Origin of the sequence: Acuticoccus mangrovi (assembly GCF_016411865.1) — a bacterium.
In the GTDB taxonomy this organism is placed as follows: domain Bacteria; phylum Pseudomonadota; class Alphaproteobacteria; order Rhizobiales; family Amorphaceae; genus Acuticoccus; species Acuticoccus mangrovi.
The window spans coordinates 372,964-393,924 of record NZ_JAEKJA010000003.1 but is presented as its reverse complement, the minus strand read 5'-3'; the positions used below and the strand labels follow the sequence as shown (position 1 = coordinate 393,924).

The window sequence follows — 20,961 nt, the reverse complement described above, 5'->3', positions numbered from 1 at the left end:
GATGATGTGAGGCGTCTGGTCTATGATGCGGAACGGCGCGCCGAGCGCGTCATCGGCATCATCCGCATCCTGATGGCGTGCGGCCTCGGCGTGATTCTCTACCTCACGATGGCGGGCGTCGCGCCGCCCGCCCATCTGCCGGTCTCGAAACAGGTGTCGCTCGCCTGGGTGACGCTTGCCGGCTACGCCGCGCTCGGCGTGCTCGCCATCGTGCTCTCCTTCCGCCCGCTGTTTCGGCACGCCTTCATATTCCTGTTCGTCACGGCTGACGCGGTGTTCCTGGCGATGTCGCTCGACGCGTCGCTGTCGAACTCCGGCCTCACCCGCAACTATCTGACGGCGTTGCCGGGCGTATGGCTGCTGCCCATCATCCTCGCCTTCGGGGCGATGCGCTATTCGCCCTGGCTGCAGATCTGGGGACTGGTGGCGCTGATCGGCGGCCTCGTCATCGTCGGCGTGCCGACGACGAGCGAGTGGACGCTTCCCCCCTCGACGACCATCCTCACCTCGCTGTTCGCCCATCCCCCCAACATCATGCGCTCTGCGATGATCCTGATGGCGTGCATCGTCATCGCGCTCGCGGCGGGGCGCATCCGCGGCCATCTGCGCGAGGCACTCGAAGAGGGGCTGCGGCGCCGCTCCCTCACCAAATATCTGCCGCCCAAGGTGGCCGCGCTGATCGAAGAGCGAAATAGCCATGAGCTGCGGACCGGCCGACGCCAGCCCGTGGTGGTGATGTTCGTCGATATTCGCGGCTTCACGCGGCGCAGCGAGGCGATGGCGCCGGAGGCGGTGGGGCGCTTCCTGTCGCGCTACCGCGCCGCGCTCGACGCCGCCGCGACGCAGTGCGGCGGGATCATCGACAAGTTCATCGGCGACGGGGCGATGATCGTGTTCGGCGTGCCCGATCCCCAGCCCGACGACGCCGTGCGCGCGCTCGACTGCGCCCGCATCATCAGCGCCGCCGTCGCCGAGTGGTCGGCAGCGTGCGTGGCCGCCGGCGATCCGCCCGTCGCGATCGGTATCGGGATCAACGCGGGGGAGGCCTTCGTGGGCGCCGTCGGCGACGACGCGCGGCTGGAGTTCACCGTCGTCGGGGACACGGTGAACGTCGCCGCCCGCGCCGAGGAAGAGACGCGGGCGCAGCATGCGGAGATCATCGCCACCGACGCCGTGCTCGTCGCCGCCGGCGAGCGCGACGGGGCGACCGCGGCGGGATGGCGCGCGCTGCCGCCCACGCCGATCCGCGGCCGCAGCGCGCCCGTCGCCCTCTGGATGCTCGACAGCGGCTGCGAGCGCGCCGCCTGAGCGGGCGGCCCTCGCTTTGACAGGTCGGGCCGCCCATGCCCTAATTCCTCCCACTACCAAGAGGGCCTGAAGGCCCCGGGTCCGGGGAGGACATGATGGGCACGGCACTTGCCGTCTGCCACGGCCGTTTCGGCCGGGCGTCGCTCTACCGTCTCAACAAGCCGCTCGCACCGCACGCCCATCGGGAGGGACACATCGTTCTGCTCGTCGACGGCATGCCCGCGACGGTGGCCGTCGACGGGGCCGTCCATGCGGTCGACCGCGGCCACGCCGTGGCGGTGAGCCCGTGGCAGCCGCACGAGTTCCGGCCGCGAGACCTCGGCGCGGGGGCGATCTTCCTCACCCTCTACATCTCGCCCAACTGGTTTTTGGAGATGTCGCGCCACATCGGTCAGGTGATGCGCTTCGGCGCGCCGCTGGTGGTCGTCGACGCGCGCATGCGCCGCCTCGCCGAGCAGATCGCCGAGCACCTCGCCTCCGGCCATGCCGGCGAGCATCTGCCGGGGCTGATGCACGAACTGACCGCGGCCGCCTTCGAGGCGTCGTGGTCGCTGACGTCGGACATGCCGCCGGCGAGCGGCTGGCCGCGCATCGCCGACTTCCGCATCCGCAACGCCGTGCGGCTGATGAACGAGCGGGTGACGGATGCCTGCGTGCTCGACCGCATCGCCCGCGACGCCGGCCTCTCGCGGCCGCACTTCTACAAGCTCTTCCGCCAGAATATCGGCCTCACGCCGAACCTCTATCTCAACACGCTGCGGCTGGAGCGCTCCATCCACCGGCTGACCGAGACGGACGACCCGGTGACCTCGATCGGCCTCGACCTCGGCTTTGCGAGCCAGGCGAGCTTCACCCGCTTCTTCTGCAACAACATCGGCATCGCGCCCACCGACTATCGTCGCGTGTCGCTGCACGCGGCGTGAGGCACCGGAAAAGACGAGACTTTCGGGTATGCCCCCGGCGCGGGCCGTCGATATCCTTCCGGGCAAGCCGGTGAAATCCGGCGCGACAACAACAACCGGGGGGAGGGGATCCAGGGGATGGTCCGCTTCGTCGAGCGTCACCCGATCGGTTCGGCGATCGTCGCCTTTCTCGTGGCGCTCCTCGTCTGGGCGATCTTCGCGCCGTGGCCGGACTCGCTGGAGGATCTCGTCGGCCGCAAGAAGATCTTCCTCAACGCCCTCTTCAACGGCATCACCCTCGGGGCGCTCTATTTCCTCGTCGCGTCGGGCTTCACGCTGATCTTCGGGTTGATGAAGAACGTGAACCTCGCGCACGGCTCGCTCTACATGCTCGGCGGCTATATCGGTTACGAGGTCGCCGACGCCACGGGCTGGTGGCTCCTCTCCTTCGTCGTCGCGTTCGTGGTCGTCGGGGCGCTCGGCGTCCTGCTGCAATATTTCGTGTTCCGCCGCATGGAGGGGCAGGACCTCAAGCAGACCCTCGTGACGATCGGCATCTCCATCGTCATCGCCGACGTCATGCTGTGGATCTGGGGTGGCGACTTCTATCAGATTCTGACGCCGTCGTGGCTGACGGGGCCGGTGGAGCTGCCGCTCATCACCGGCATCTCGCGGCGGTCGGGGGACTATATCTACCTCACCTATCCGGTGGTGCGCCTCGTCATCCTGCTCGCGGCCATCGCCATCGGCGTCGGCATGTGGCTGGTGCTCAACCGCACGCGGATCGGCATGCTGGTGCGCGCGGGGGTGGACGATCGCGACATGCTCTCGGCGACGGGGGTGCGCATCCAGCGCGTCTTCATCCTGGTGTTTGCCTTTGGGGCGGGACTCGCGGGGGTCGCCGGGGTGATCGGCGGAACCTTCCAGTCGATGGCGCCGGGGGAGGACATCCGCTTCCTCCTCGCCTCGCTGGTGGTGGTGATCGTCGGCGGCATGGGGTCGATCCCGGGGGCGGCGCTCGGGGCGCTGCTGATCGGCCTCGCCGAGCAATTCGGCTCGGTCTACGCCCCCACCTACGCGGTCGTGCTGACCTTCCTCATCATGGTGGTGGTGCTCGCCTTCCGGCCGCAGGGCCTCGTGGCGGTGAGGCGCTGAGATGGCGGTGATCGAGGTTCCCGCCGCCCGGCCGCTGCGCTGGTACTCGCCGCAGCGCATCGCGACGGCCTACTGGATCGTCGGCGCTGCGCTCGTGCTCCTGCCGGTGGTGGCGAGCTCCTTCGTGCTCACCCAGATCTTCGCCTGGGCGATGATCCTCGGCACCATCGCGCTGTCGCTGATGTTCCTCGCCGGCTACGGCAACATGGTGAGCCTCGTGCAGATGACCGTCGCCGGGGTCGCGGCCTACATGGTGGCGATCTTCGGCTCCTCGGCGGTCGACACCATCAGCCTCGGCTGGCCGTGGTGGGTGGCGGTGCCGCTCGCGATCCTGGTGGCGGTGGCGTTCGGCACCCTCTCCGGCGCCCTCGCGGTGCGCACCGAGGGCATCTACACCATCATGATCACCCTCGCGATCGCCGCGGCGATGTTCTACCTCGTGCGGCAGAACTACACGCTGTTCAACGGCTTCTCCGGCCTCAACCAGGTGCGCGCGCCGCGCTTCTGGGGCATCGACTGGCGCAGCCCCGTGCCGTTCTACTATCTCAGCCTCGCCGTGGCGGCGGTGAGCTATTTCGCCGTCGTCTACGTGTCGCGCTCGCCGTTCGGCCTCGCCCTCCAGGGTGTGCGGGACAATCCCCGCCGCATGGCGGCTCTCGGCTTCAACGTCACTTGGCATCGCATCGCCGCCTACGCCTTCGCGAGCCTGGTCGCGGCCGTGGCCGGGGTGCTCCTCGTCTGGCTCAACGGGCAGGTCTCGCCCGGCACCATCGCGGTGGGGCCGGCGATCGACATCCTGATCATCGCCGTCGTGGGCGGCATCTCCCACCCCATCGGCCCCTTCCTCGGCGCGCTGCTCTACGTGCTCCTGCGGACCTTCGCGCTCGACATCCTGGTGTCGCTGGGGCTCGCGGGGGAGCGCTTCCAGCTCCTCATCGGTCTCGGCTTCCTCGTGGTGGTGTTCTTCTCCTCCGACGGGCTGCTCGGGCTGTGGCGGCGCTACCGGGAGCGGGCGCGGCGCGATCCGCTGACGGGGGAGGTCGCCGATGGCTGAGACCGTCGCCGCGCGCCTGTCGGCCGCCGGCACCGCCGCGGCGCTCGAGCTGCGCGGCGTCTCGCGCTATTTCGGCGCGCTCGCCGCCCTCGTCGACATCTCGATGACGGTGCGCCCCGGCGAGCGGCGCGCCGTGCTCGGCTCCAACGGCGCCGGCAAGACGACCCTCTTCAACTGCATCACCGGCGACTTCGCGCCGACCTCCGGCGCGATCCGCCTCTTCGGCGAGGACGTGACGGCCTTTCCCCCCTACGAGCGCATCCGGCGCGGGCTGCGGCGGACCTATCAGATCTCGCTGCTCTTCAACGGCCTGTCGGTGATCGACAACGTCTACCTCGCCTGCCGCGGGGTGAGCCGGGGGCGCTTCTCGCTGATCCGGCCCCGGCGTGGCGACGCGCTCGCACAGTCGGCCGAGGACCTCGTCGCCGCCGTCCACCTCCACGAGGTGCGCGACCAGCTCGTCGCCAACCTCGCCTACGGCCAGCAACGCCAGCTCGAGATCGCTCTGGCGCTCGCCGGCGCGCCCCGCTTCATCCTGTTCGACGAGCCGGCGGCGGGCCTCTCGCCCACCGAGCGGGCCGAGCTCATCGAGATCCTCACCGGGCTGCCCGAGCACATCGGCTACATGATCATCGAGCACGACATGGACGTGGCGCTGCGCGTCGCGACACGGGTCACGATGATGCACAACGGGCGCATCTTCAAGGAAGGCGCTCCGCACGAGATCGAGGAGGACCCGGAGGTTCAGGCGCTCTACCTCGGAGGCGGTGGCGATGGCGGCCGCTAGGGGAAAGAGCGCGGCGGCCGCCCCGCCGATCCTCGAGGTACGCGGCCTCAACGTCTACTACGGCGCGTCCCATGCGCTGCAGGGCGTGGACCTCACGCTGACCGCCGGCGTGCTCTCGGTGGTGGGCCGCAACGGCATGGGCAAGACCACCCTTTGCAAGGCCATCATGGGGATGGTGCCGGCGACCGGCTCGATCCGCTTCGACGGGCACGAGATCCGCGGCCGCGGCCCCGCCGACATCGCTCGCCTCGGCATCGGCTACGTGCCGCAGGGCCGCCGCCTGTGGCGCTCGCTGACGGTCGACGAGCACCTGCGCATGGTGGCGGCAGGGCAGAGCGGCCCATGGTCGGTGGAACGCATCTACGCGACCTTCCCCCGCCTCGCCGAGCGCAAGGGCAACGGCGGCGGCCAGCTCTCGGGCGGCGAGCAGCAGATGCTGGCGATCTCCCGCGCCCTGCTCCTCAACCCCAAGCTCCTCGTGATGGACGAGCCGACGGAGGGGCTCGCCCCCGTCATCGTCGCGCAGGTCGAGGAGATGCTGGTGCGCCTCGGCGAGGAGGGGGCGCACGTGCTCGTCATCGAGCAGAATATCGGCGTCGCGACGGCGGTGGCGCCGCGGGTCGCGATCATGGTGAACGGGCGCGTCGACCGCCTGCTCGACGCCGGCGCCCTCGCCGCCGACCGCGACATGCAGCAGCGCCTTCTGGGCGTCGGCCGCCACGCCCACGACGAGACGCCGGCAGCCGAGAGGCCGGCCGAAGCGGCGGCGGCCGCGCCGGTGCCGGCCGGGCCACGCAAGGTCTATCTCTCCAACCCGAGCCTGCCGACGCGCTGGTCGCAGCCCACGCCCGTGCGTCTCATCGAGCAGGGCGCGCGCACCGAGACGGGGATCGCCGCGGCGATGGTGGAGACCGAGCTACGGCCGCTCGCGGCGCCGGGCGAGAGCGTCGTGATCGTCGCCGGCACGCTCGACACCAAGGGCGAGGAGCTGCGCTTCATGCGCGACATCCTGCGCGCCGAGGGGATCGCGGTGCGGATGGCCGACCTCTCCACCTCCGGTCGTCATTCGGGCGCCGAGATCCCGGCCCACCAGATCGCCGCCTTCCACCCGCGCGGGGCGGCGGCCGTCTTCACCGCCGACCGGGGCGAGAGCGTCGCCGGGATGACGCTCGCCTTCGAGCGCTTCATGGCGCGGCAAGGGGGGGTGTCGGGCATCCTCGCCGCCGGCGGGTCGGGCGGCACGGCGATGGTCGCCCCGGCGATGCGGCGCCTTCCGGTCGGCGTGCCCAAGCTCATCGTGTCGACGGTCGCCTCGGGGAGCGTGCGCCAATATGTCGGCGCCTCCGACATCATGATGATGCACGCCGTCGCCGACGTCGCGGGGCTCAACTCGATCACCCGGCGGGTGCTCTCCAACGCCGCCCACGCGATGGCGGGCATGGTGACGGCGGCGGCCCCGTCGCCGGCCGCCCTGCCGGCGATGGCGATCACGATGTTCGGCGTCACCACGGCGTGCGTGAACCAGATCGCGGCCGCGCTCAAGGGCGACTTCGATCCGCTCGTGTTCCACGCCACCGGCATCGGTGGCGAGGCGATGGAGGCGCTCGTCGACGCCGGCATGGTGCGCGGCGTCATCGACGTCACCACCACCGAGATCTGCGACATGATGATGGGCGGCGTGTTCCCGGCGACAGCGGACCGCTTCGGCGCCTTCATCCGCACCAAGGCGGCCTATGTCGGCTCGGTCGGCGCCCTCGACATGGTGAACTTCGCCGCCCCCGACACGGTGCCGGAGCGCTATCGCGGCCGCACCTTCTACCACCACAATCCGCACATCACGCTGATGCGCACCACCGCCGAGGAGAACGCCCGCATGGGTGCCCACATCGGCGCCCGGCTCAACGAGATGGACGGGCCGGTGCGCTTCTTCCTGCCGGAAGGGGGCGTGTCGGCGCTCGACGTGCCGGGCGGCCCGTTCCACGATCCCGTCGCCGACGCCGCGCTCTTCGACGCGCTGACGGCGACGGTGCGCGAGAGCGCCAACCGCCGGCTCGTGCGCCTGCCCTACCACATCAACGACCCGCGCTTCTCGGCGGCGCTCGTCGACGCCTTCCGCGCCCTCCACGGCGCCTCCCAGCGGAGGAAGGCCGGATGACGACGCTCGAGGAGGTGCGCGAGGTGTTCGACGAGATGCGCCGCAACGGCCTCTCCCACGTCGGCTACTTCCGCCTCATCCAGTCGGCCGAGGAGATGGCGAACGCCCAGGCCTGGCTCGCCGAGGGGAACGGGACGGCGCGCTTCGAGCCCTTCGCCCACCTGCCCGCCGCCGACTGGATCTTCGCCTATTCGCCCGCCCACGCCGGCACCGTCCTCGTCGACTATGCGCGCGCCGGCCTCGCGGTCGAGCCCCTGCCGCTCCACCGCTGGCTCGACCTCGCGCACCGCGACATGCGCGACGTCCTCGCCAACCGTTTCGACGCCATGACGGAGAGCCATTCGATGGGCCGCATCCCGATCCTGACGCGCCTGAGGGCCGAGCTCGCGGCCGGCCGCCCCATCATCGGCGGCGGCGCGGGCACCGGCCTCTCGGCCAAGTGCGAGGAGGCCGGCGGGATCGACCTCATCGTGATCTACAATTCCGGCCGCTTCCGCATGGCCGGTCGCGGCTCCCTCGCCGGGCTGATGCCCTATGGCGACGCCAACGCCATCGTGATGGAGATGGCCGCCGAGGTGCTGCCGGTGGTGCAGCGCACCCCCGTGCTCGCCGGGGTCTGCGGCACCGACCCCTTCCGCTCGATGGACGCGTTCCTCGACGAGGTGAAACGGGTGGGGTTCGCCGGGGTGCAGAACTTCCCCACCGTCGGTCTGATCGACGGCACCTTTCGCGCCAACCTCGAGGAAACGGGCATGAGCTACGCCCTCGAGGTGGAGATGATCCGCAAGGCCCGCGCTCGCGACCTCCTGACGACGCCCTACGTCTTCGGCGAGGCCGACGCGGTGGCGATGGCCAAGGCGGGGGCCGACATCATCGTCACCCATCTGGGGCTCACCACCGGCGGCTCGATCGGCGCGGAGACGGCGTTGACGCTGAAGGACTGCCCCGCCCTCGTCGACGCCTGGGCGGCGGCGGCGCTCGCGGTGAAGCCCGACGTCCTCGTCCTCGTCCATGGCGGCCCGGTGGCGACGCCCGACGACGCCGCCTTCGTCCTCGCCAACACCGAGCACTGCCACGGCTTTTATGGCGCGTCCTCCATGGAGCGCCTGCCGACGGAAATCGCACTCACCGAGAATACGAGAAAATTCAAAGAGATCGGCCAAAGCGCCGGCAACTTCGGGAGGTCATCATGACGGGGGAATTCATCGGCCAGCTCATCTTGTGGCTGATCCTCGCGGTCATCGTCGTCTTCGTCGTCTACTGGGTGATGCACTGGCTCTATCGCCGCTCCACCAAGGAGACGGCGTTCGTGCGCACCGGCTTTCTCGGCGAGAAGGTGGTGATCGACGGCGGCGCCTTCGTCTGGCCGATCATCCACGACATCACCCCGGTGGCGATGCACACGCTGCCTCTGGAGGTGATCCGCAACCGCGAGAACGCGATCATCACCAAGGACCGAATGCGGGTCGACGTCGAGGCGGAGTTCTACGTGCGGGTGCGGCCGGAGCGGGCGGCCGTGTCGCGGGCCGCCTCCACGCTCGGCCGGCGCACGGTGGACCCCGACCGGCTGCAGCCGCTCCTTGCGGGCAAGTTCGAATCGGCCCTGCGCACGGCGGCCGCCGAGATGGCGATGGCCGCCATTCACGAGCAGCGCGGCCACTATGTCCGCCGCGTCAAGGAGCTCGCCCAGGAGGCGTTGGAGCAGAACGGCCTCGAGCTCGAGAGCGTCGCGATCAAGGACATCGACCAGACGGCGCTCGAATTCTTCAACCCCTCCAACCGGTTCGACGCGGAGGGCCTGACCGAGCTGATCCGCGAGATCGAGGCGCGTCGCACAGCGCGTAACGAGATCGAGCAGGATTCGATGATCCGCATCCGCGCCCGCAATCTCGAGGCGGAGAAGGAAGCGCTCACCATCGAGCGGCAGTCGGAGGAGGCGCGGCTCGAGCAGGAGCGGGACGTGGAGTTCCGCCGCGCGCAGCAGCGCGCCGAGATCGCCCGCGAGCGCGCCGAGCGGGAGACCGAGGCCGAGCGCGCCCAGATCACCGCGCGTGAGACCATCGAGCTCGCCCGCATCGCCAACGAGCAGTCGATCGCCGAGGTGCGCATCACCTCCGAGCGCGAGATCCGCGAGCGCGAGATCCACCGCCAGCGCGCGATCGATGCCGCCGAGATCTCCTCGCGCCAGGAGACCGACACCGCCCGTATCGCCCAGGAGCGCGCCGTCGCCGAGGCCCGCATCCATTCCGAGCAGGACGTCGAGGCGCGCCAGATCGCCCGCCGCCGGCTGATCGAGGAGACCGAGATCGCCGCCCGCGAGGCGACCGAGAGCGCCCGCATCGACCAGGAGCGGGCAGTCGAGGAGGGCCGGATCGCCGCCGAGGAGACGACGCGGGCCCGCGCCATCGCCCGCCAGCGCGCCCTCGATGCGGCCGAGATCGCCGCGCGCGAGGAGACCGAGAAGGCCCGCATCGCGCAGGACCGCGCGATCCTCGAGGCGCGCCTTGCGAGCGAGGAGGAGACGCGCCGCCGCGAGATCGCCCGCAACCGCGCCGTGGAGGAGGCCGAGATCCTCGCCCGCGAGACGGTGGAGAAGATGCGCATCGCCGAGGCCGCGGTGACGTCGGAGGAGCGGATCGCCACCGACCGCCGCGTGCGCGAGCTCGAGATCGCCCGCCAGGAGGCCGTCGAGGCGGCCGCGATCGCCGCCGAGCAGGCGATCGAGGCGGCGCGCATCGCCCGCGAGAAGGTGGTGGCGGCCGAGCGCATCGCCGCCGAGCAGGATACTCGCGAGCGCGAGATCGCCCGAACCCGCGCCGTCGACGAGGCCGACATCGCCGCCCGCCGCACGGTGGAGGGCGCCCGCATCGCAAACGAAAAGGTCATCGAGGAGGAGCGCATCGCGGCGCGCGCGGTGACGGATATCTCGGCGACCGCCGCCTCGGAGCGCACCGAGGCCGCCCGCATCGGCCGCGACGAGGCGGTGCGCGCGCTGGAGATCCGCCGCAACCAGGCGCTCGACGAGGCCGAGGTGAAGGCGGCGGAGGCCGTCGAAGCCGCCCGCATCGCCCGCGACAAGATGCTGTCGGCGGAGCGCATCGCGGCCCAGCAGGACACCCGCGAGCGCGAGATCAGCCGCGAGGGCGCGGTGGAGGCGGCCGACATCCGCCGCCGCGACGCCACCGAGCGCCAGCGCATCGAGATGGAGCTGGGGCTCGAGATCGAGCGCATCGCCTCCCAGCAGGAGCGCGAGGTGTCCGACATCGACCGCCGCCGCGCGGTGGAGGAGGCCGACGAGGGCCGCGTCATCCAGCTCTCCGCCAAGAAGGCCGAGCGCGCCGTCGCCGACGCCAAGGTGCGCCGCGCCGAGATCGAGGCGGGACGCGACGTGGCGCGCTCCGACATCGAGCGCGAGCGCGCCCTCGATGCGGCGAAGCTCGAGCGCCGCCGCTCCACCGAGCAGCTCGAGATCGCCCGCGTGCAGGCTCTGCGCGAAGCGGAGATCGCCTCCACCGAGGAGATCGAGCGCGCCCGCATCGCCTCCGAGCGCGGCCTCGACGAGGCGCGCATCGGCCACGAGACCGAGCGGCGCCGCCGCGAGATCGTGCGCGAGCGCGAGGTGGAGCTCGCCAACATGGAGCGCGCCATCGCGCTCTACGCGAAGAGCCTCGAGGAGACCGCCGCCCGCATCGAGGCCGACACCGCGAAGGCCCGCGCCGCCGAGGCCGAGGAGCGCGTCAAGACGGTGCGCGAGACCGAGGAGGCGAACCGCCGGAAGTCGATCGACGTCCTGATGGCCGAGAAGGCCGCCGAGGAGGCCCGCTACGCCGCCGACGCCGAGAAGGTGCGCCGCGCGGTGGAGGCGGAGGCGCAGAAGCTCATCAACGAGGCCGAGAACGTCCTCACCGACGGCTCGCGCGCCTCGCTGTTCCGCCGGCGCCTGCTGGAGCGGATCGAGGGCATCGTGGCGGCCTCGGTCAAGCCGATGGAGCGCATCTCCGACATCCGCATCGTGCAGATGGACGGCGCGAACGGCGGCGGGGGCTACTCGAACGGCGACGGCACCTACCGCACGGCGACGGACGAGGTGATCAACTCGGCGCTGCGCTACCGCGTGCAGGCGCCGCTCGTCGACAGTCTCCTCGCCGACATCGGCATCGAGGGCGGCAACCTCTCCAAGATGGGCGGCCTGATCCGCGAGGCGAGCGACATGCAGCGCATCGCCAAGGAGGCGGGGCGTGGCGGCGCGGGGGGCGGCTCCGGCGCCGGTCCGGGTGGCGGCGGCGCCTCGGGCGGCCGCTCCGAGGGTGGCGACACCGCGACGGCGGAGCGCTCCCCGGGCAGCGCCGGCAGCTCCGGCCCCGGCAGCGGCTCGGACGGCGGGTCGCGCTGATGCCCCGCATCTACATCTCCAGCGTCGTCGACGCGCCGTCGGGGCGCGTCTGGGAGCGGGTGCGCGACTTCAACGGCCTGCCGCGCTGGCACCCGCGCATCCGCGAGAGCCGCATCGAGAACGGCGAGCCGTCCGACAAGATCGGCTGCGTGCGCGACTTCCGCCTGCAGAACGGCGACCGCATCCGCGAGAAGCTGCTCGGCCTCTCCGACTACGACCTCTTCTGCACCTACGCGATCCTCGAGAGCCCGATGCCGCTCACCGACTACGTGGCGACGCTCAGGATCACCCCGATCACCGACGGCGACCGCGCCTTCTGCGAGTGGTCGGCCGAGTTCGAGTGCGCCCCCGAGGCGGCCGACGATCTCGTCGCGGGCGTCGGCACCAACGTCTTCCAGGCGGGCTTCGACGCCTTGAAGCGCCACTTCACGCGCTGACCATGGTGAAGATCTCCATGAGCACCATCATCGAGGCGCCGGTGGAGCCGGTGTGGGCGGTGCTGCGCGACTTCAACGGCCACGACCGCTGGCACCCGGCGGTAGCCGACAGCGCCATGGAGCGGGGCGCCCCGACCGACAAGGTGGGCGGCGTGCGGCGCTTCCATCTCGCCGACGGCTCTGAGCTGCGCGAGCAGCTCCTGACGCTCTCCGACATAGACATGGCCTTCACCTACTGCCTGCTCGACACGCCGGTGCCGCTCTTCAACTACGTCGCCCACGTGCGCCTCTTCCCGGTGACCGACGGCGACCTGACCTTCTGGCAGTGGGAATCGCGCTTCGACACCCCCGCGGGCCGCGAGGCGGAGCTGAAGCGGATGGTGTCGGAAGAGATCTACGGCGCCGGCATGACGGCGATCCGCGCCCACATCGCGAGCGGAGGGAGCGAGCATTGATGGACCTTCTCCCCATCCGGGCGGCGCTGCCGCCGGCACTCCCTCCCGTTCCTCTGGAGAGTCGAGCCCCCGTCGTTCCTCCGGAGCCGTCATGCGACCGCCATCGCCCGGCGGTCCGGACGGGTCACCCGGAGGGCCGGAACGAAGTGGAGGACGGCGGAGCCGTTGACGCGTCCGGGCCGCCGGGCGATCCTTCGGGCATGAGGGCGGTGGGCGTCTGCCGCGCGCTCCCCTTCGTCGGCGCCCCCGCGCACGGAGCCGGGGAGGCCCGCCCATGGCTGTGACGGTCGAGACCTATGCGACGCTCGCCGAGGCGCAGCGCGCGATGGCCGGCGGCCGCGCCCGCTTCCTCGGCGGCGGCACCATCCTGATGCGCGCCCTCAACGAGGCCGACCCGTCGATTAGCACCATCGTGCGCGCCACCGATCCGGCGCTGCGTCAGATCCGCCCCGAGGGCGGCGAGATCATGATCGGCGCCGGCGTCACGATGGCCGAGCTCGCGCGCCACCGCGACACCGCCTTCCTCGCCCCCGTCGCGCGGGTGATCGGCGGGCCGCAGGTGCGCGCGGCCGCGACCGTCGCCGGCAACCTCTTCGCTGCCGCGCCCTACGGCGACATGGCGGCGGCGCTCCTCGCCCTCGGCGCGACGATCGAGACCGCCGACGGCCGCCGCCAGCCGATCGAGGAGCTGATGCGCCCCTCCGGCAGTGGCGCCGGCGGCCTCGTCGCCGCGGTGCGCGTCGCCGACCCGCGCGGCGCCTTCCACTTCTGCAAGGTGTCGCGGGTGAAGCCGAAGGGCGTCTCGCTGATCTCGATCGCGGCGCTCCTGCCGCGCCCCGGCGGCCGCATCGAGCGCCCGCGCATCGTCTTCAACGGCATGGGGCCGCGCCCGGTGCGGGCGGCGGAGGCCGAGCGCGCGCTCGAGGGGCGCAGCCTCGACGCTGCCGCCATCGCCGCTGCCGCGCGCGCGGCGGCAGAGGGGTTCGACCCGCCCGACGACGCCCTCGCCAGCGCCTGGTACCGGCGCGAGGTCGCCGGCGTCCACCTCGCCCGCCTCCTCACGGGGATCCGCTGATGGCCCAGAAGCCGATCCGTTTCACCCACAATGGCGCCGAGCGCGCCGTGTTCGTGGAGGAGGGCGCCAACCTCCTCGACGTGCTGCGTCGCGGCGTCGGCGACCTGACGCCGAAATATGGCTGCGGCCAGGGCACCTGCGGCGCCTGCACCGTGATCGTCGACGGCGCGCCGCGCCTTTCGTGCCTCACCCTCGCCGAGACGGTGGACGGCGGCCGCGTCGACACCGTGGCGGGGCTCGCCGAGGGGAACCGCCTGTCGGCGCTGCAGGAGGCGTTCATGAGCCACTTCGCCGCCCAGTGCGGCTACTGCACCGACGGCATGCTGATGTCGGCGACGGCGCTCCTGAAAGACAACCCGCGGCCGACGCGGGAGGAGGTGGTGGAGGCGATCTCCGGCAACCTCTGCCGCTGCACCGGCTACGAGGCGATCATCGAGGCGATCCTCACGGCCGCCGGCAGCGGCGGCGCGCGACGGGCGGGGTAGGGACATGGCCATCGAATTCCGCAAGGACCTCTTCGCCGACGAGCGCGACGACGATCTCAACGAGATCGGCAAGCCGACGCAGCGCCAGGACATGCTCGGCCACGTCACCGGCCGCTCGCCGTTCTACGACGACCACCTCTTCGACGGCCTCTGCCACATCCGCTGCGCGCGCTCGCCGCACCACCACGCCCGCATCCGCCGCGTCGACACGAGCGCGGCGGAGCGGATGCCGGGGGTGCGCCGCGTGATCACCGCGCGCGACGTGCCGCACAACCTCAACACGCTGCTGTCGCTCCTCGATTTCGGTCTCGACGACGAGGAGCTGATCGCCTCCGAGCGCGTCGCCTATAAGGGCGAGCCGGTCGCGGCGGTGATCGCCGACACCGAGCGCCAGGCGCGCGAGGCATGCCGCGCGGTGCGGGTCGACTGGGAGGCGCTGCCGCACGTCCTCGACGTCGAGGAGGCGATCAAGCCGGGGGCGCCGGCGGTGAACCCCGCCTATCCCGGCAACCTCTTCGTCTATCACGGCAAGTACGACCACCAGAAGCTGCGCTATGGCGACGTCGAGGCGGCCCTGCGCACGGCCGACCACGTCGTCACCGGGCGCTATCAGATGTCGCCCATCGAGCAGGCACCGATCGAGACGTGCGGCGCCATCGCCGCGCCCGAGACCAACGACCGCTTCGTCTGCTACACCTCCACCCAGGCGCTGTTCTTCTCGCTCGGCACCGCGGTGAAGCTCCTCGACGTGTCGTCGGCGCGGCTCCACTTCATCGGCGGCACGGTGGGCGGCGGCTTCGGCGGCAAGGTCGACAGCCTGCACGAGCCGATGGCGATCCTCGGCACCATGCTGACGGGCCGGCCCTGCAAGTACATGTTCGATCGCGAGGAGGAGATGCAGGTGGGCGCCCCGCGCGGCGCCGAGCGCTGGTATCTCACCGACGGGGTGATGAACGACGGGCGCATCGTGGCGCGCAAGTTCGTCGGCTATTTCGACGCCGGCGCCACCACGCGGCTCTCCTCCTACGCGATCATCAAGGGTGTCGGGCACCTGCCGGGGCCCTATACGATCCCCAACGTCTATGCCGACGTCTACTGCGTCTTCACCAACCGTACCCCGGCGACGGCGATGCGCGGCTTCGGCGTGACCGGCGTCGACTTCGCCATCGAGAGCCACATGGACGAGGTGGCCGACACGATCGGCATGGATCCGATCGAGCTGCGCATCCTCAACGCCTACCGCGACGGCGACATGAAGGCCCACCGCCGGCTCGCGAAGAACACGGCGCTCGTCGAGTGCTGCCAGGTGGCGGCCGGGAAGGCGGGGTGGGGACTGTCTCAGGCGGCGAGGGCGGCCTCCTCGCTGACGGGGGGCGGCGGCGCGCGCGCCGAGCTCCCCGCCTTCACCGCGACCGACGAGCACGGCCGCGTCGCCGGCTTCTCCTCCGGCAGCTACGCGCAGGGCGGGCGGCCCGCCGAGCCGACGGGCCGCGGCGACCCGCGCCCCGCACCAGGCTCCGCGCCCCGGCCCGAGCCACGCCACGAGCCGCCACGCCACGAGCCACCGCGTCATGAACCGTCGAGGACGCCCGAGCCGCGGCGCGAGCCCGCCTATGCCGGGGCGCCGCCGCGGCCGGAGCCGCCGTCGCCCGCGCCGCCGGCCCCCGGCGAGCCGCCGCGCCGCGCGCCGACGCGCTTCTCCTCGATCTCCGGGCTGAGGCGGCGGTGATGGGGACAACCCGCCATCGCACGCTCACCGCGGCGCGCGCGGGCTGCCCCGCCGGCCGGGGCGGGGCTAGAGTGGCCGCCTCCCGAGCCGCGAGGTCCGCCGATGCCCATCGCCACCTGCCACTGCGGCGCCGTGCGCCTCTCCTTCCCGCATCTCGACCTCTCGAGCGCGATCCGCTGCGACTGCTCGCTCTGCCGCCGGCGCGGCGCGATCATGGTGACGGTGCCGGTCGCCGAGCTGACCGTGGAAAAGGGCGACACGCTGCGCCTCTATCAATTCCACACCATGACGGCGAAGCACTATTTCTGCGGCGTCTGCGGGATCTACACCCACCATCAGCGCCGCTCCGATCCGCGCGAGTGCGGGGTGAACGTCGCCTGCGTCGACGGGATCGACATCCGCGCCGTGGACTGGGAGTGGGTCGACGGGGTGAACCACGACAGCGACCGCTAGCGGGCGCAGGCGCTGGACGCCTCGCCGCCCTTACGGGCGGCATCGCGGGCGCGGGGTACCGTGAGGCGACCACACCCCATAAGTCTCGCGCCGAAGGGCTCGCGCCTCAAGGCACGCTGCGCTCTTCGGCCTTGACCCGCGAGCCCTTCGGCGCGGTTCTGAGGGTGTCGGCTCCGCCGGAACGTCGCTCTCGTCTCACCACCGGAACGGGGAGGGGCACCGCCGCGGCGGCGGCACGGCAGGGGGCGGCCGGATGCGTCCTCGGGGGCTCGGGCCGACGCGGGGCGGATGGGGCGCGCGCAGGAAGCGGGAGGGCGGCATGACGGTGCACAAAGGGCGGGGCTTCGCCGCCATCAACTACCCGATCGGCATGAACCTCGGGGGCGATCCCAGCCAGGCGCTGGTGCATTCGAACCCCGACGGCAAGTTCATGGTCTCGCTCTCCTCGATCGACCTCGGCCAGGGGATGAAGTCGGTCACCCGCCAGATCGCCGCCGAGACGCTGGGGGTGCCGGTGGAGGACGTCTATGTCGACACCGCCGACAGCGACACCGGTCCGCACTGCATGGGCTCGTTCGCCTCGCGCGGCACCCACCGCGTCGGCAACGCCGTGATCGAGGCGGCCAAGGAGGCGCGCGCCGTCATGCTGGAGGCGGCCGCCGAGGAGCTCGAGGTGAACGCCGCCGACCTCGTCACCGACGGGCGCGGCAACATCCACGTGCGCGGCGCCCCCTCGCGCTCGATCACCACCGGCGAGGCGGCGATGGCGGCGCAGTTCAAGCAGGGCCGCACCGTGTCGGGGCGCGGCATCTTCCTCATCCCGCTCTCGGAGGTGAGCCCGGAGACCGGCGAGATGACGCCCGTCTCCTGCTTCGCCCACGCTGCGATGATCGTCGACGTGGAGGTGGACGACGAGACCGGCGAGGTGACCGTCGCCAAGATCAACTCCGCCTACGAGGTGGGGCGGGCGCTCAATCCGCGCCTCGTCGAGCAGCAGCTCGTCGGCGGCGCCTGGATGGGGCTGTCGCACGCCCTCTACGAGACCACCGAGCCCTATTATCCCGACCGCGCCCACGGGCCGACCGACTTCAACACCTACCTGATGCCGGGGCCGGGTGACATCGCCCCGCACGACATCGCGATTTTGGAGCGCCCGGCGCCCGACGGGCCTTATGGCGGCAAGGGGCCCGGCGAGATGTGCGCCAATCCGGTGCTGCCCGCCGTCGCCAACGCCGTGTTCGACGCCGTGGGGGTGCGGGTGCGCGAGCTGCCGATCACGCCGGAGAAGGTGCTTCGGGGCATCCGCGAGAACGGCGGGGTGCGGCCCTCGCGACGCGCCGCGTCGGGGGGATGGTGATGCGGGTCGCCCTGCCCGGCTATCTCGACGCCCTGATCGAGGGGGCGGGCGCCGTTCTCGGCATGGTCGGGGAGGGGATCCTCGGCCTCAGCGAGAGCGTCTTCGGCGCGGGGCTGCTCGCGGTGGCGGTGCCGGCCGGCACCGCGCTGATGGTGGCGCTCGCCGCGCTCTACGGGTTGATGCGCGGCGGCGGCGGGCTCTTCGCGACGGCCGTCATCTTCCTCGTCGCGGCGGGGCTCGCGCTCGCGGTGCTCCTCGTCGCCAAGCGCAGGGGATCGGGCTGATGCCGGTGACCCCGTCCATCGTCGGCATCGACGGGCCGGGTCCGCTGGCGCGCGCCCTCGCCGACGCCCAATATCTCGCCGGTGAGGAGCTCGCGACCGCGGCCTATCTGGCGCTCGCCCTCGGCAAGCCGCTGCTCCTCGAAGGCGCGCCCGGCGTGGGCAAGACCGAGGCGGCGAAGGCGATCGCGTCGGTCCTCGGCCGCCGCCTCGTGCGCCTCCAGTGCTTCGAGGGGATCGACGCCGCCGCCGCCCTCTATGAGTGGAACTATCCGCGCCAGATGCTGGCGATCCGCCAGGCGGGCGAGGCGTGGGTCAACATCTACGCCGACGACTTCCTGATAGGCCGGCCGATGCTGGAGGCGCTGCGCCATCCGCGCGACACGGTGCTCCTGATCGACGAGATCGACCGGGCCGATCACGAGTTCGAGGCGTTCCTCCTGGAGTTCCTCTCCGACTTCTCGATCTCGATCCCCGAGCGGGGGACGGTGCGGGCGGACGAGGCGCCGGTGGTGATCCTCACCTCCAACCGTACGCGCGAGCTGCACGAGGCGCTGCGGCGGCGCTGCGTCTACCACTGGATCGACTATCCCGACGCCCGCCGCGAGGCCGACATCGTGATGATGCGCGCCTCCACCGTCGCCCGCGACACCGCCGACAAGGTGGTGCGGGCCGTGACGGCGCTGCGGGCGGAGCCGCTCGCCAAGGCCCCCGGCGTCGCCGAGACGGTGGAGTGGGCCGAGGCGGCGACCCTCCTCCATGCTCAGGGGAGCCCCTGGCCCGCCGCCTTCCGCCGCGCCATCGGGGTGGCGCTCAAGGACCAGGACGACCTCGCCTTTCTCGACGGGCGGCTCGACGGGATCCTTGAGGAGGCCGCCGCGTGAGGGGCGGGCGGGGCGTCGTGCCCGGTGAGGCGCGTGATGGCTGAGCTGCCGCGCGCCGTCGCCCCCTTGGTGAGCTTCGCGCCGCGCCTGCGGGCGGCGGGGATCGCCGTGGCGCCGGAGCAGACGGCGAGCTTCGTCGCCGCCGTCGGCCTGCTGGGGCCGCGGCAGATGGGCGACATCCATCGCGCGGCGCTCGCGACCTTCGCGGTCCGGCCGGAAGACCGCGCCCGCTTCGATGCGCTCTTCCGCGCCCACTTCCTCGGCCAGACGGTCGCCGCTCCCGCCAGCGCCGAGGACGACGAGGAGACCGTCGTCAGCGAGCCGGAGGGGGAGGACGCTCCGATCGAGCCGGAGGAGGAGACGCTTTCGGGCGGAGAGGCGAGCGTGCTCGAGGCGCTCGGCGTGCGCGGCTTCGCGGCGATGGATGAGGGGGAGGCGCTGCGGCGGTTTCGCCGCGCCGCGCCCGCCGCGCTGCCCCGGCGGCGCTCGCGCCGGCTCGTGGCGCGGCGCCGGGGGGCGCGGCCCGACATGCGCCGCGCGCTGCGCGAGGCGGTCGCCCGCGACGGCGAGGTGGTGCGCCTGCCGCGCCTCGCCCGCCGCACCCGCCAGCGGCGCATCCTTCTCCTCGTCGACATCTCGGGCTCGATGAAGGGCGAGACCGACCGGGCGCTGCGCTTCGCCCACACCCTCGTCCATGCGGCCGAGCGGGTGGAGGTGTTCACCGTCGGCACGCGCCTCACTCGCGTGACCCGTGCCCTCGGCCGCCGCCACCCGCAGGCGGCGCTCGCGGCCGCGGCCGCCGCCGTGTCGGATTGGGACGGCGGCACCCGGCTCGGCGATGCGCTCGCCGCCTTCCTCGTCATCCCGCGCTACGCGGGGTTCGCGCGCTCCGCCTACGTGGTGATCCTGTCCGACGGGCTGGAGCGCGGCGACCCGGCCGCCCTCGTCGGCGCCATGGAGCGCCTGTCGCGGCTCGCCTGGTCCGTCCTGTGGCTGTCGCCGCTCGCGACCGGCGCGCGCTTCGAGCCGCAGACGGAGGCGCTGCGCGCCGTCGCCCCCTTCCTCGACCGCATCGGCGATGCCTCCTCGCCGGCGGCCGTCACCCATGAGATCCTGACCTTCGCGAGAGCTTCATGAGGATTGTCGACGCACACCACCATATCTGGCGCCGCACCGACCTGCCGTGGCTTCTGGGTCCGACCCAGCCACGCATCTTCGGCGCCTACGACGCCATCAAGCGGGACTATCTGATCGAGGAGTATCTCGCCGACATCGCCGGCTCGGGCGTCGAGAAGTCGGTCTACGTGCAGGCGAACTGGGCGCCCAACTGGTTCGTCGACGAGGTGGCCTGGGTGTCGGGCGTCGCCGGGCGGACGGGCTGGCCGCACGCGATCACCGCCTACGCCAACATGATGCAGGAGGACGCGCGCCGCGATCTCGACAAGCTCGCCGCCTTCCCGCTGATGCGCGGCATCCGCCATCAGATGCACTGGCATCACAATCCGCTCTACCGCTTCGCGCCCGATGCCGAGGCCGTCGGCAGCGACGCCGTGATCCGAAATGTGGGCCACCTCGCCGACTACGGCTTCGTGTTCGAGCTGCAGGTGTTCGCCGGCCAGGCGGAGGCGGCGGCGCGGCTCGTCGAGGCCTGCCCCGAGGTCACCTTCGTGCTGCAGCATGCGGGGATGCCGGAGAACCTGTCGGCCGAGGGCAAGGCGCAGTGGCGCGAGCGGATCGGAACCCTCGCCCGTCTTCCGAACGTTGTGTGCAAGGTCTCCGGCTTCGGCACCTTCCTGCGGCGCAACGATCCGGACCACGTCGCCTGGGCCTTCGGCGAGGCGATCGATCTCTTCGGCGCCGAGCGCTGCCTTTTCGGCTCGAACTTTCCGATAGAGAAGTTGTGGACCGACTATGCATCGCTGATTGGGGCGTTTACGACGGCCGCCAGTCCCCTATCGAAGGAAGACAGGCAGTCCGTGTTCAGAACTTGCGCGGAGAAGGTGTATCGTCTCACCGCGACATAGAGACATAGATGCGATTGATGTCTTCAT

19 protein-coding genes are annotated in these 20,961 nt (G+C 71.7%); all 19 read left to right on the top strand.

The window, feature by feature from the left end:
• The first annotated feature begins 6 nt into the window (after positions 1-6).
• Positions 7-1,308, top strand: coding sequence for an adenylate/guanylate cyclase domain-containing protein (locus tag JCR33_RS05790; RefSeq protein ID WP_198881071.1), 1,302 nt, complete (start codon positions 7-9; stop codon positions 1,306-1,308).
• Positions 1,309-1,403: 95 nt separating this feature from the next.
• Positions 1,404-2,231, top strand: coding sequence for a helix-turn-helix domain-containing protein (locus JCR33_RS05785; RefSeq protein WP_198881070.1), 828 nt, complete (start codon positions 1,404-1,406; stop codon positions 2,229-2,231).
• 117 nt (positions 2,232-2,348) lie between these two features.
• Positions 2,349-3,365: a branched-chain amino acid ABC transporter permease gene (locus JCR33_RS05780; protein WP_198881069.1), complete on the top strand. Its 1,017-nt coding sequence runs from the start codon at positions 2,349-2,351 to the stop codon at positions 3,363-3,365.
• Position 3,366: 1 nt separating this feature from the next.
• Positions 3,367-4,419: a branched-chain amino acid ABC transporter permease gene (locus JCR33_RS05775; protein WP_198881068.1), complete on the top strand. Its 1,053-nt coding sequence runs from the start codon at positions 3,367-3,369 to the stop codon at positions 4,417-4,419.
• Positions 4,412-5,206, top strand: a complete 795-nt coding sequence (locus JCR33_RS05770; RefSeq protein WP_198881067.1) for an ABC transporter ATP-binding protein — start codon at positions 4,412-4,414, stop codon at positions 5,204-5,206. The genes JCR33_RS05775 and JCR33_RS05770 overlap by 8 nt, the downstream gene beginning before the upstream one ends.
• Positions 5,193-7,361 carry an ABC transporter permease gene (locus JCR33_RS05765; protein WP_198881066.1) on the top strand — a complete coding sequence of 723 codons (2,169 nt, stop codon included), beginning with the start codon at positions 5,193-5,195 and terminating at the stop codon, positions 7,359-7,361. The genes JCR33_RS05770 and JCR33_RS05765 overlap by 14 nt, the downstream gene beginning before the upstream one ends.
• Positions 7,362-7,705: 344 nt before the next feature.
• Entirely contained in the window at positions 7,706-8,554 is an 849-nt protein-coding gene (locus JCR33_RS05760) for a phosphoenolpyruvate hydrolase family protein (protein ID WP_198881247.1), read from the top strand.
• Positions 8,551-11,754: a flotillin family protein gene (locus JCR33_RS05755; RefSeq protein ID WP_198881065.1), complete on the top strand. Its 3,204-nt coding sequence runs from the start codon at positions 8,551-8,553 to the stop codon at positions 11,752-11,754. Before JCR33_RS05760 ends, JCR33_RS05755 begins: the two co-directional genes overlap by 4 nt.
• A complete protein-coding gene (locus JCR33_RS05750; RefSeq protein WP_198881064.1) occupies positions 11,754-12,191 on the top strand; it encodes an SRPBCC family protein in 438 nt (145 codons plus the stop codon). The genes JCR33_RS05755 and JCR33_RS05750 overlap by 1 nt, the downstream gene beginning before the upstream one ends.
• Positions 12,192-12,193: 2 nt before the next feature.
• Entirely contained in the window at positions 12,194-12,646 is a 453-nt protein-coding gene (locus JCR33_RS05745) for an SRPBCC family protein (protein WP_198881063.1), read from the top strand.
• 274 nt (positions 12,647-12,920) lie between these two features.
• Positions 12,921-13,721 (top strand): FAD binding domain-containing protein, encoded by an 801-nt coding sequence (locus JCR33_RS05740; RefSeq protein ID WP_198881062.1) that lies wholly within the window; start codon positions 12,921-12,923, stop codon positions 13,719-13,721.
• Entirely contained in the window at positions 13,721-14,206 is a 486-nt protein-coding gene (locus tag JCR33_RS05735) for a (2Fe-2S)-binding protein (protein ID WP_198881061.1), read from the top strand. Before JCR33_RS05740 ends, JCR33_RS05735 begins: the two co-directional genes overlap by 1 nt.
• 4 nt (positions 14,207-14,210) lie before the next feature.
• Positions 14,211-15,935, top strand: a complete 1,725-nt coding sequence (locus JCR33_RS05730; protein WP_198881060.1) for a xanthine dehydrogenase family protein molybdopterin-binding subunit — start codon at positions 14,211-14,213, stop codon at positions 15,933-15,935.
• Positions 15,936-16,037: 102 nt separating this feature from the next.
• Entirely contained in the window at positions 16,038-16,388 is a 351-nt protein-coding gene (locus JCR33_RS05725) for a GFA family protein (RefSeq protein ID WP_198881059.1), read from the top strand.
• A gap of 253 nt (positions 16,389-16,641) precedes the next feature.
• Complete coding sequence (locus tag JCR33_RS05720; protein ID WP_198881058.1) at positions 16,642-17,745, top strand: xanthine dehydrogenase family protein molybdopterin-binding subunit; 1,104 nt, start codon at positions 16,642-16,644, stop codon at positions 17,743-17,745.
• Positions 17,745-18,029: a hypothetical protein gene (locus tag JCR33_RS05715; RefSeq protein WP_198881057.1), complete on the top strand. Its 285-nt coding sequence runs from the start codon at positions 17,745-17,747 to the stop codon at positions 18,027-18,029. Before JCR33_RS05720 ends, JCR33_RS05715 begins: the two co-directional genes overlap by 1 nt.
• The gene (locus JCR33_RS05710) at positions 18,029-18,910 is read left to right on the top strand and encodes an AAA family ATPase (protein ID WP_198881056.1); all 882 of its coding nucleotides are present in this window, start codon (positions 18,029-18,031) and stop codon (positions 18,908-18,910) included. The genes JCR33_RS05715 and JCR33_RS05710 overlap by 1 nt, the downstream gene beginning before the upstream one ends.
• A gap of 36 nt (positions 18,911-18,946) precedes the next feature.
• Positions 18,947-20,047, top strand: a complete 1,101-nt coding sequence (locus JCR33_RS05705; protein WP_198881055.1) for a VWA domain-containing protein — start codon at positions 18,947-18,949, stop codon at positions 20,045-20,047.
• Positions 20,044-20,934 carry an amidohydrolase family protein gene (locus JCR33_RS05700; RefSeq protein ID WP_198881054.1) on the top strand — a complete coding sequence of 297 codons (891 nt, stop codon included), beginning with the start codon at positions 20,044-20,046 and terminating at the stop codon, positions 20,932-20,934. The genes JCR33_RS05705 and JCR33_RS05700 overlap by 4 nt, the downstream gene beginning before the upstream one ends.
• Positions 20,935-20,961: the final 27 nt, after the last annotated feature.

What these genes read in the sequence shown, in the direction of transcription:
- JCR33_RS05785 (WP_198881070.1), top strand. Translation starts at nt 1,404, where the DNA reads ATGGGCACGGCACTTGCCGTCTGCCACGGCCGTTTCGGCCGGGCGTCG.
- JCR33_RS05780 (WP_198881069.1), top strand. Translation starts at nt 2,349, where the DNA reads ATGGTCCGCTTCGTCGAGCGTCACCCGATCGGTTCGGCGATCGTCGCC.
- JCR33_RS05775 (WP_198881068.1), top strand. Translation starts at nt 3,367, where the DNA reads ATGGCGGTGATCGAGGTTCCCGCCGCCCGGCCGCTGCGCTGGTACTCG.
- JCR33_RS05770 (WP_198881067.1), top strand. Translation starts at nt 4,412, where the DNA reads ATGGCTGAGACCGTCGCCGCGCGCCTGTCGGCCGCCGGCACCGCCGCG.
- JCR33_RS05765 (WP_198881066.1), top strand. Translation starts at nt 5,193, where the DNA reads ATGGCGGCCGCTAGGGGAAAGAGCGCGGCGGCCGCCCCGCCGATCCTC.
- JCR33_RS05760 (WP_198881247.1), top strand. Translation starts at nt 7,706, where the DNA reads ATGGGCCGCATCCCGATCCTGACGCGCCTGAGGGCCGAGCTCGCGGCC.
- JCR33_RS05755 (WP_198881065.1), top strand. Translation starts at nt 8,551, where the DNA reads ATGACGGGGGAATTCATCGGCCAGCTCATCTTGTGGCTGATCCTCGCG.
- JCR33_RS05750 (WP_198881064.1), top strand. Translation starts at nt 11,754, where the DNA reads ATGCCCCGCATCTACATCTCCAGCGTCGTCGACGCGCCGTCGGGGCGC.
- JCR33_RS05745 (WP_198881063.1), top strand. Translation starts at nt 12,194, where the DNA reads ATGGTGAAGATCTCCATGAGCACCATCATCGAGGCGCCGGTGGAGCCG.
- JCR33_RS05740 (WP_198881062.1), top strand. Translation starts at nt 12,921, where the DNA reads ATGGCTGTGACGGTCGAGACCTATGCGACGCTCGCCGAGGCGCAGCGC.
- JCR33_RS05735 (WP_198881061.1), top strand. Translation starts at nt 13,721, where the DNA reads ATGGCCCAGAAGCCGATCCGTTTCACCCACAATGGCGCCGAGCGCGCC.
- JCR33_RS05730 (WP_198881060.1), top strand. Translation starts at nt 14,211, where the DNA reads ATGGCCATCGAATTCCGCAAGGACCTCTTCGCCGACGAGCGCGACGAC.
- JCR33_RS05725 (WP_198881059.1), top strand. Translation starts at nt 16,038, where the DNA reads ATGCCCATCGCCACCTGCCACTGCGGCGCCGTGCGCCTCTCCTTCCCG.
- JCR33_RS05720 (WP_198881058.1), top strand. Translation starts at nt 16,642, where the DNA reads ATGCGTCCTCGGGGGCTCGGGCCGACGCGGGGCGGATGGGGCGCGCGC.
- JCR33_RS05715 (WP_198881057.1), top strand. Translation starts at nt 17,745, where the DNA reads ATGCGGGTCGCCCTGCCCGGCTATCTCGACGCCCTGATCGAGGGGGCG.
- JCR33_RS05710 (WP_198881056.1), top strand. Translation starts at nt 18,029, where the DNA reads ATGCCGGTGACCCCGTCCATCGTCGGCATCGACGGGCCGGGTCCGCTG.
- JCR33_RS05705 (WP_198881055.1), top strand. Translation starts at nt 18,947, where the DNA reads ATGGCTGAGCTGCCGCGCGCCGTCGCCCCCTTGGTGAGCTTCGCGCCG.
- JCR33_RS05700 (WP_198881054.1), top strand. Translation starts at nt 20,044, where the DNA reads ATGAGGATTGTCGACGCACACCACCATATCTGGCGCCGCACCGACCTG.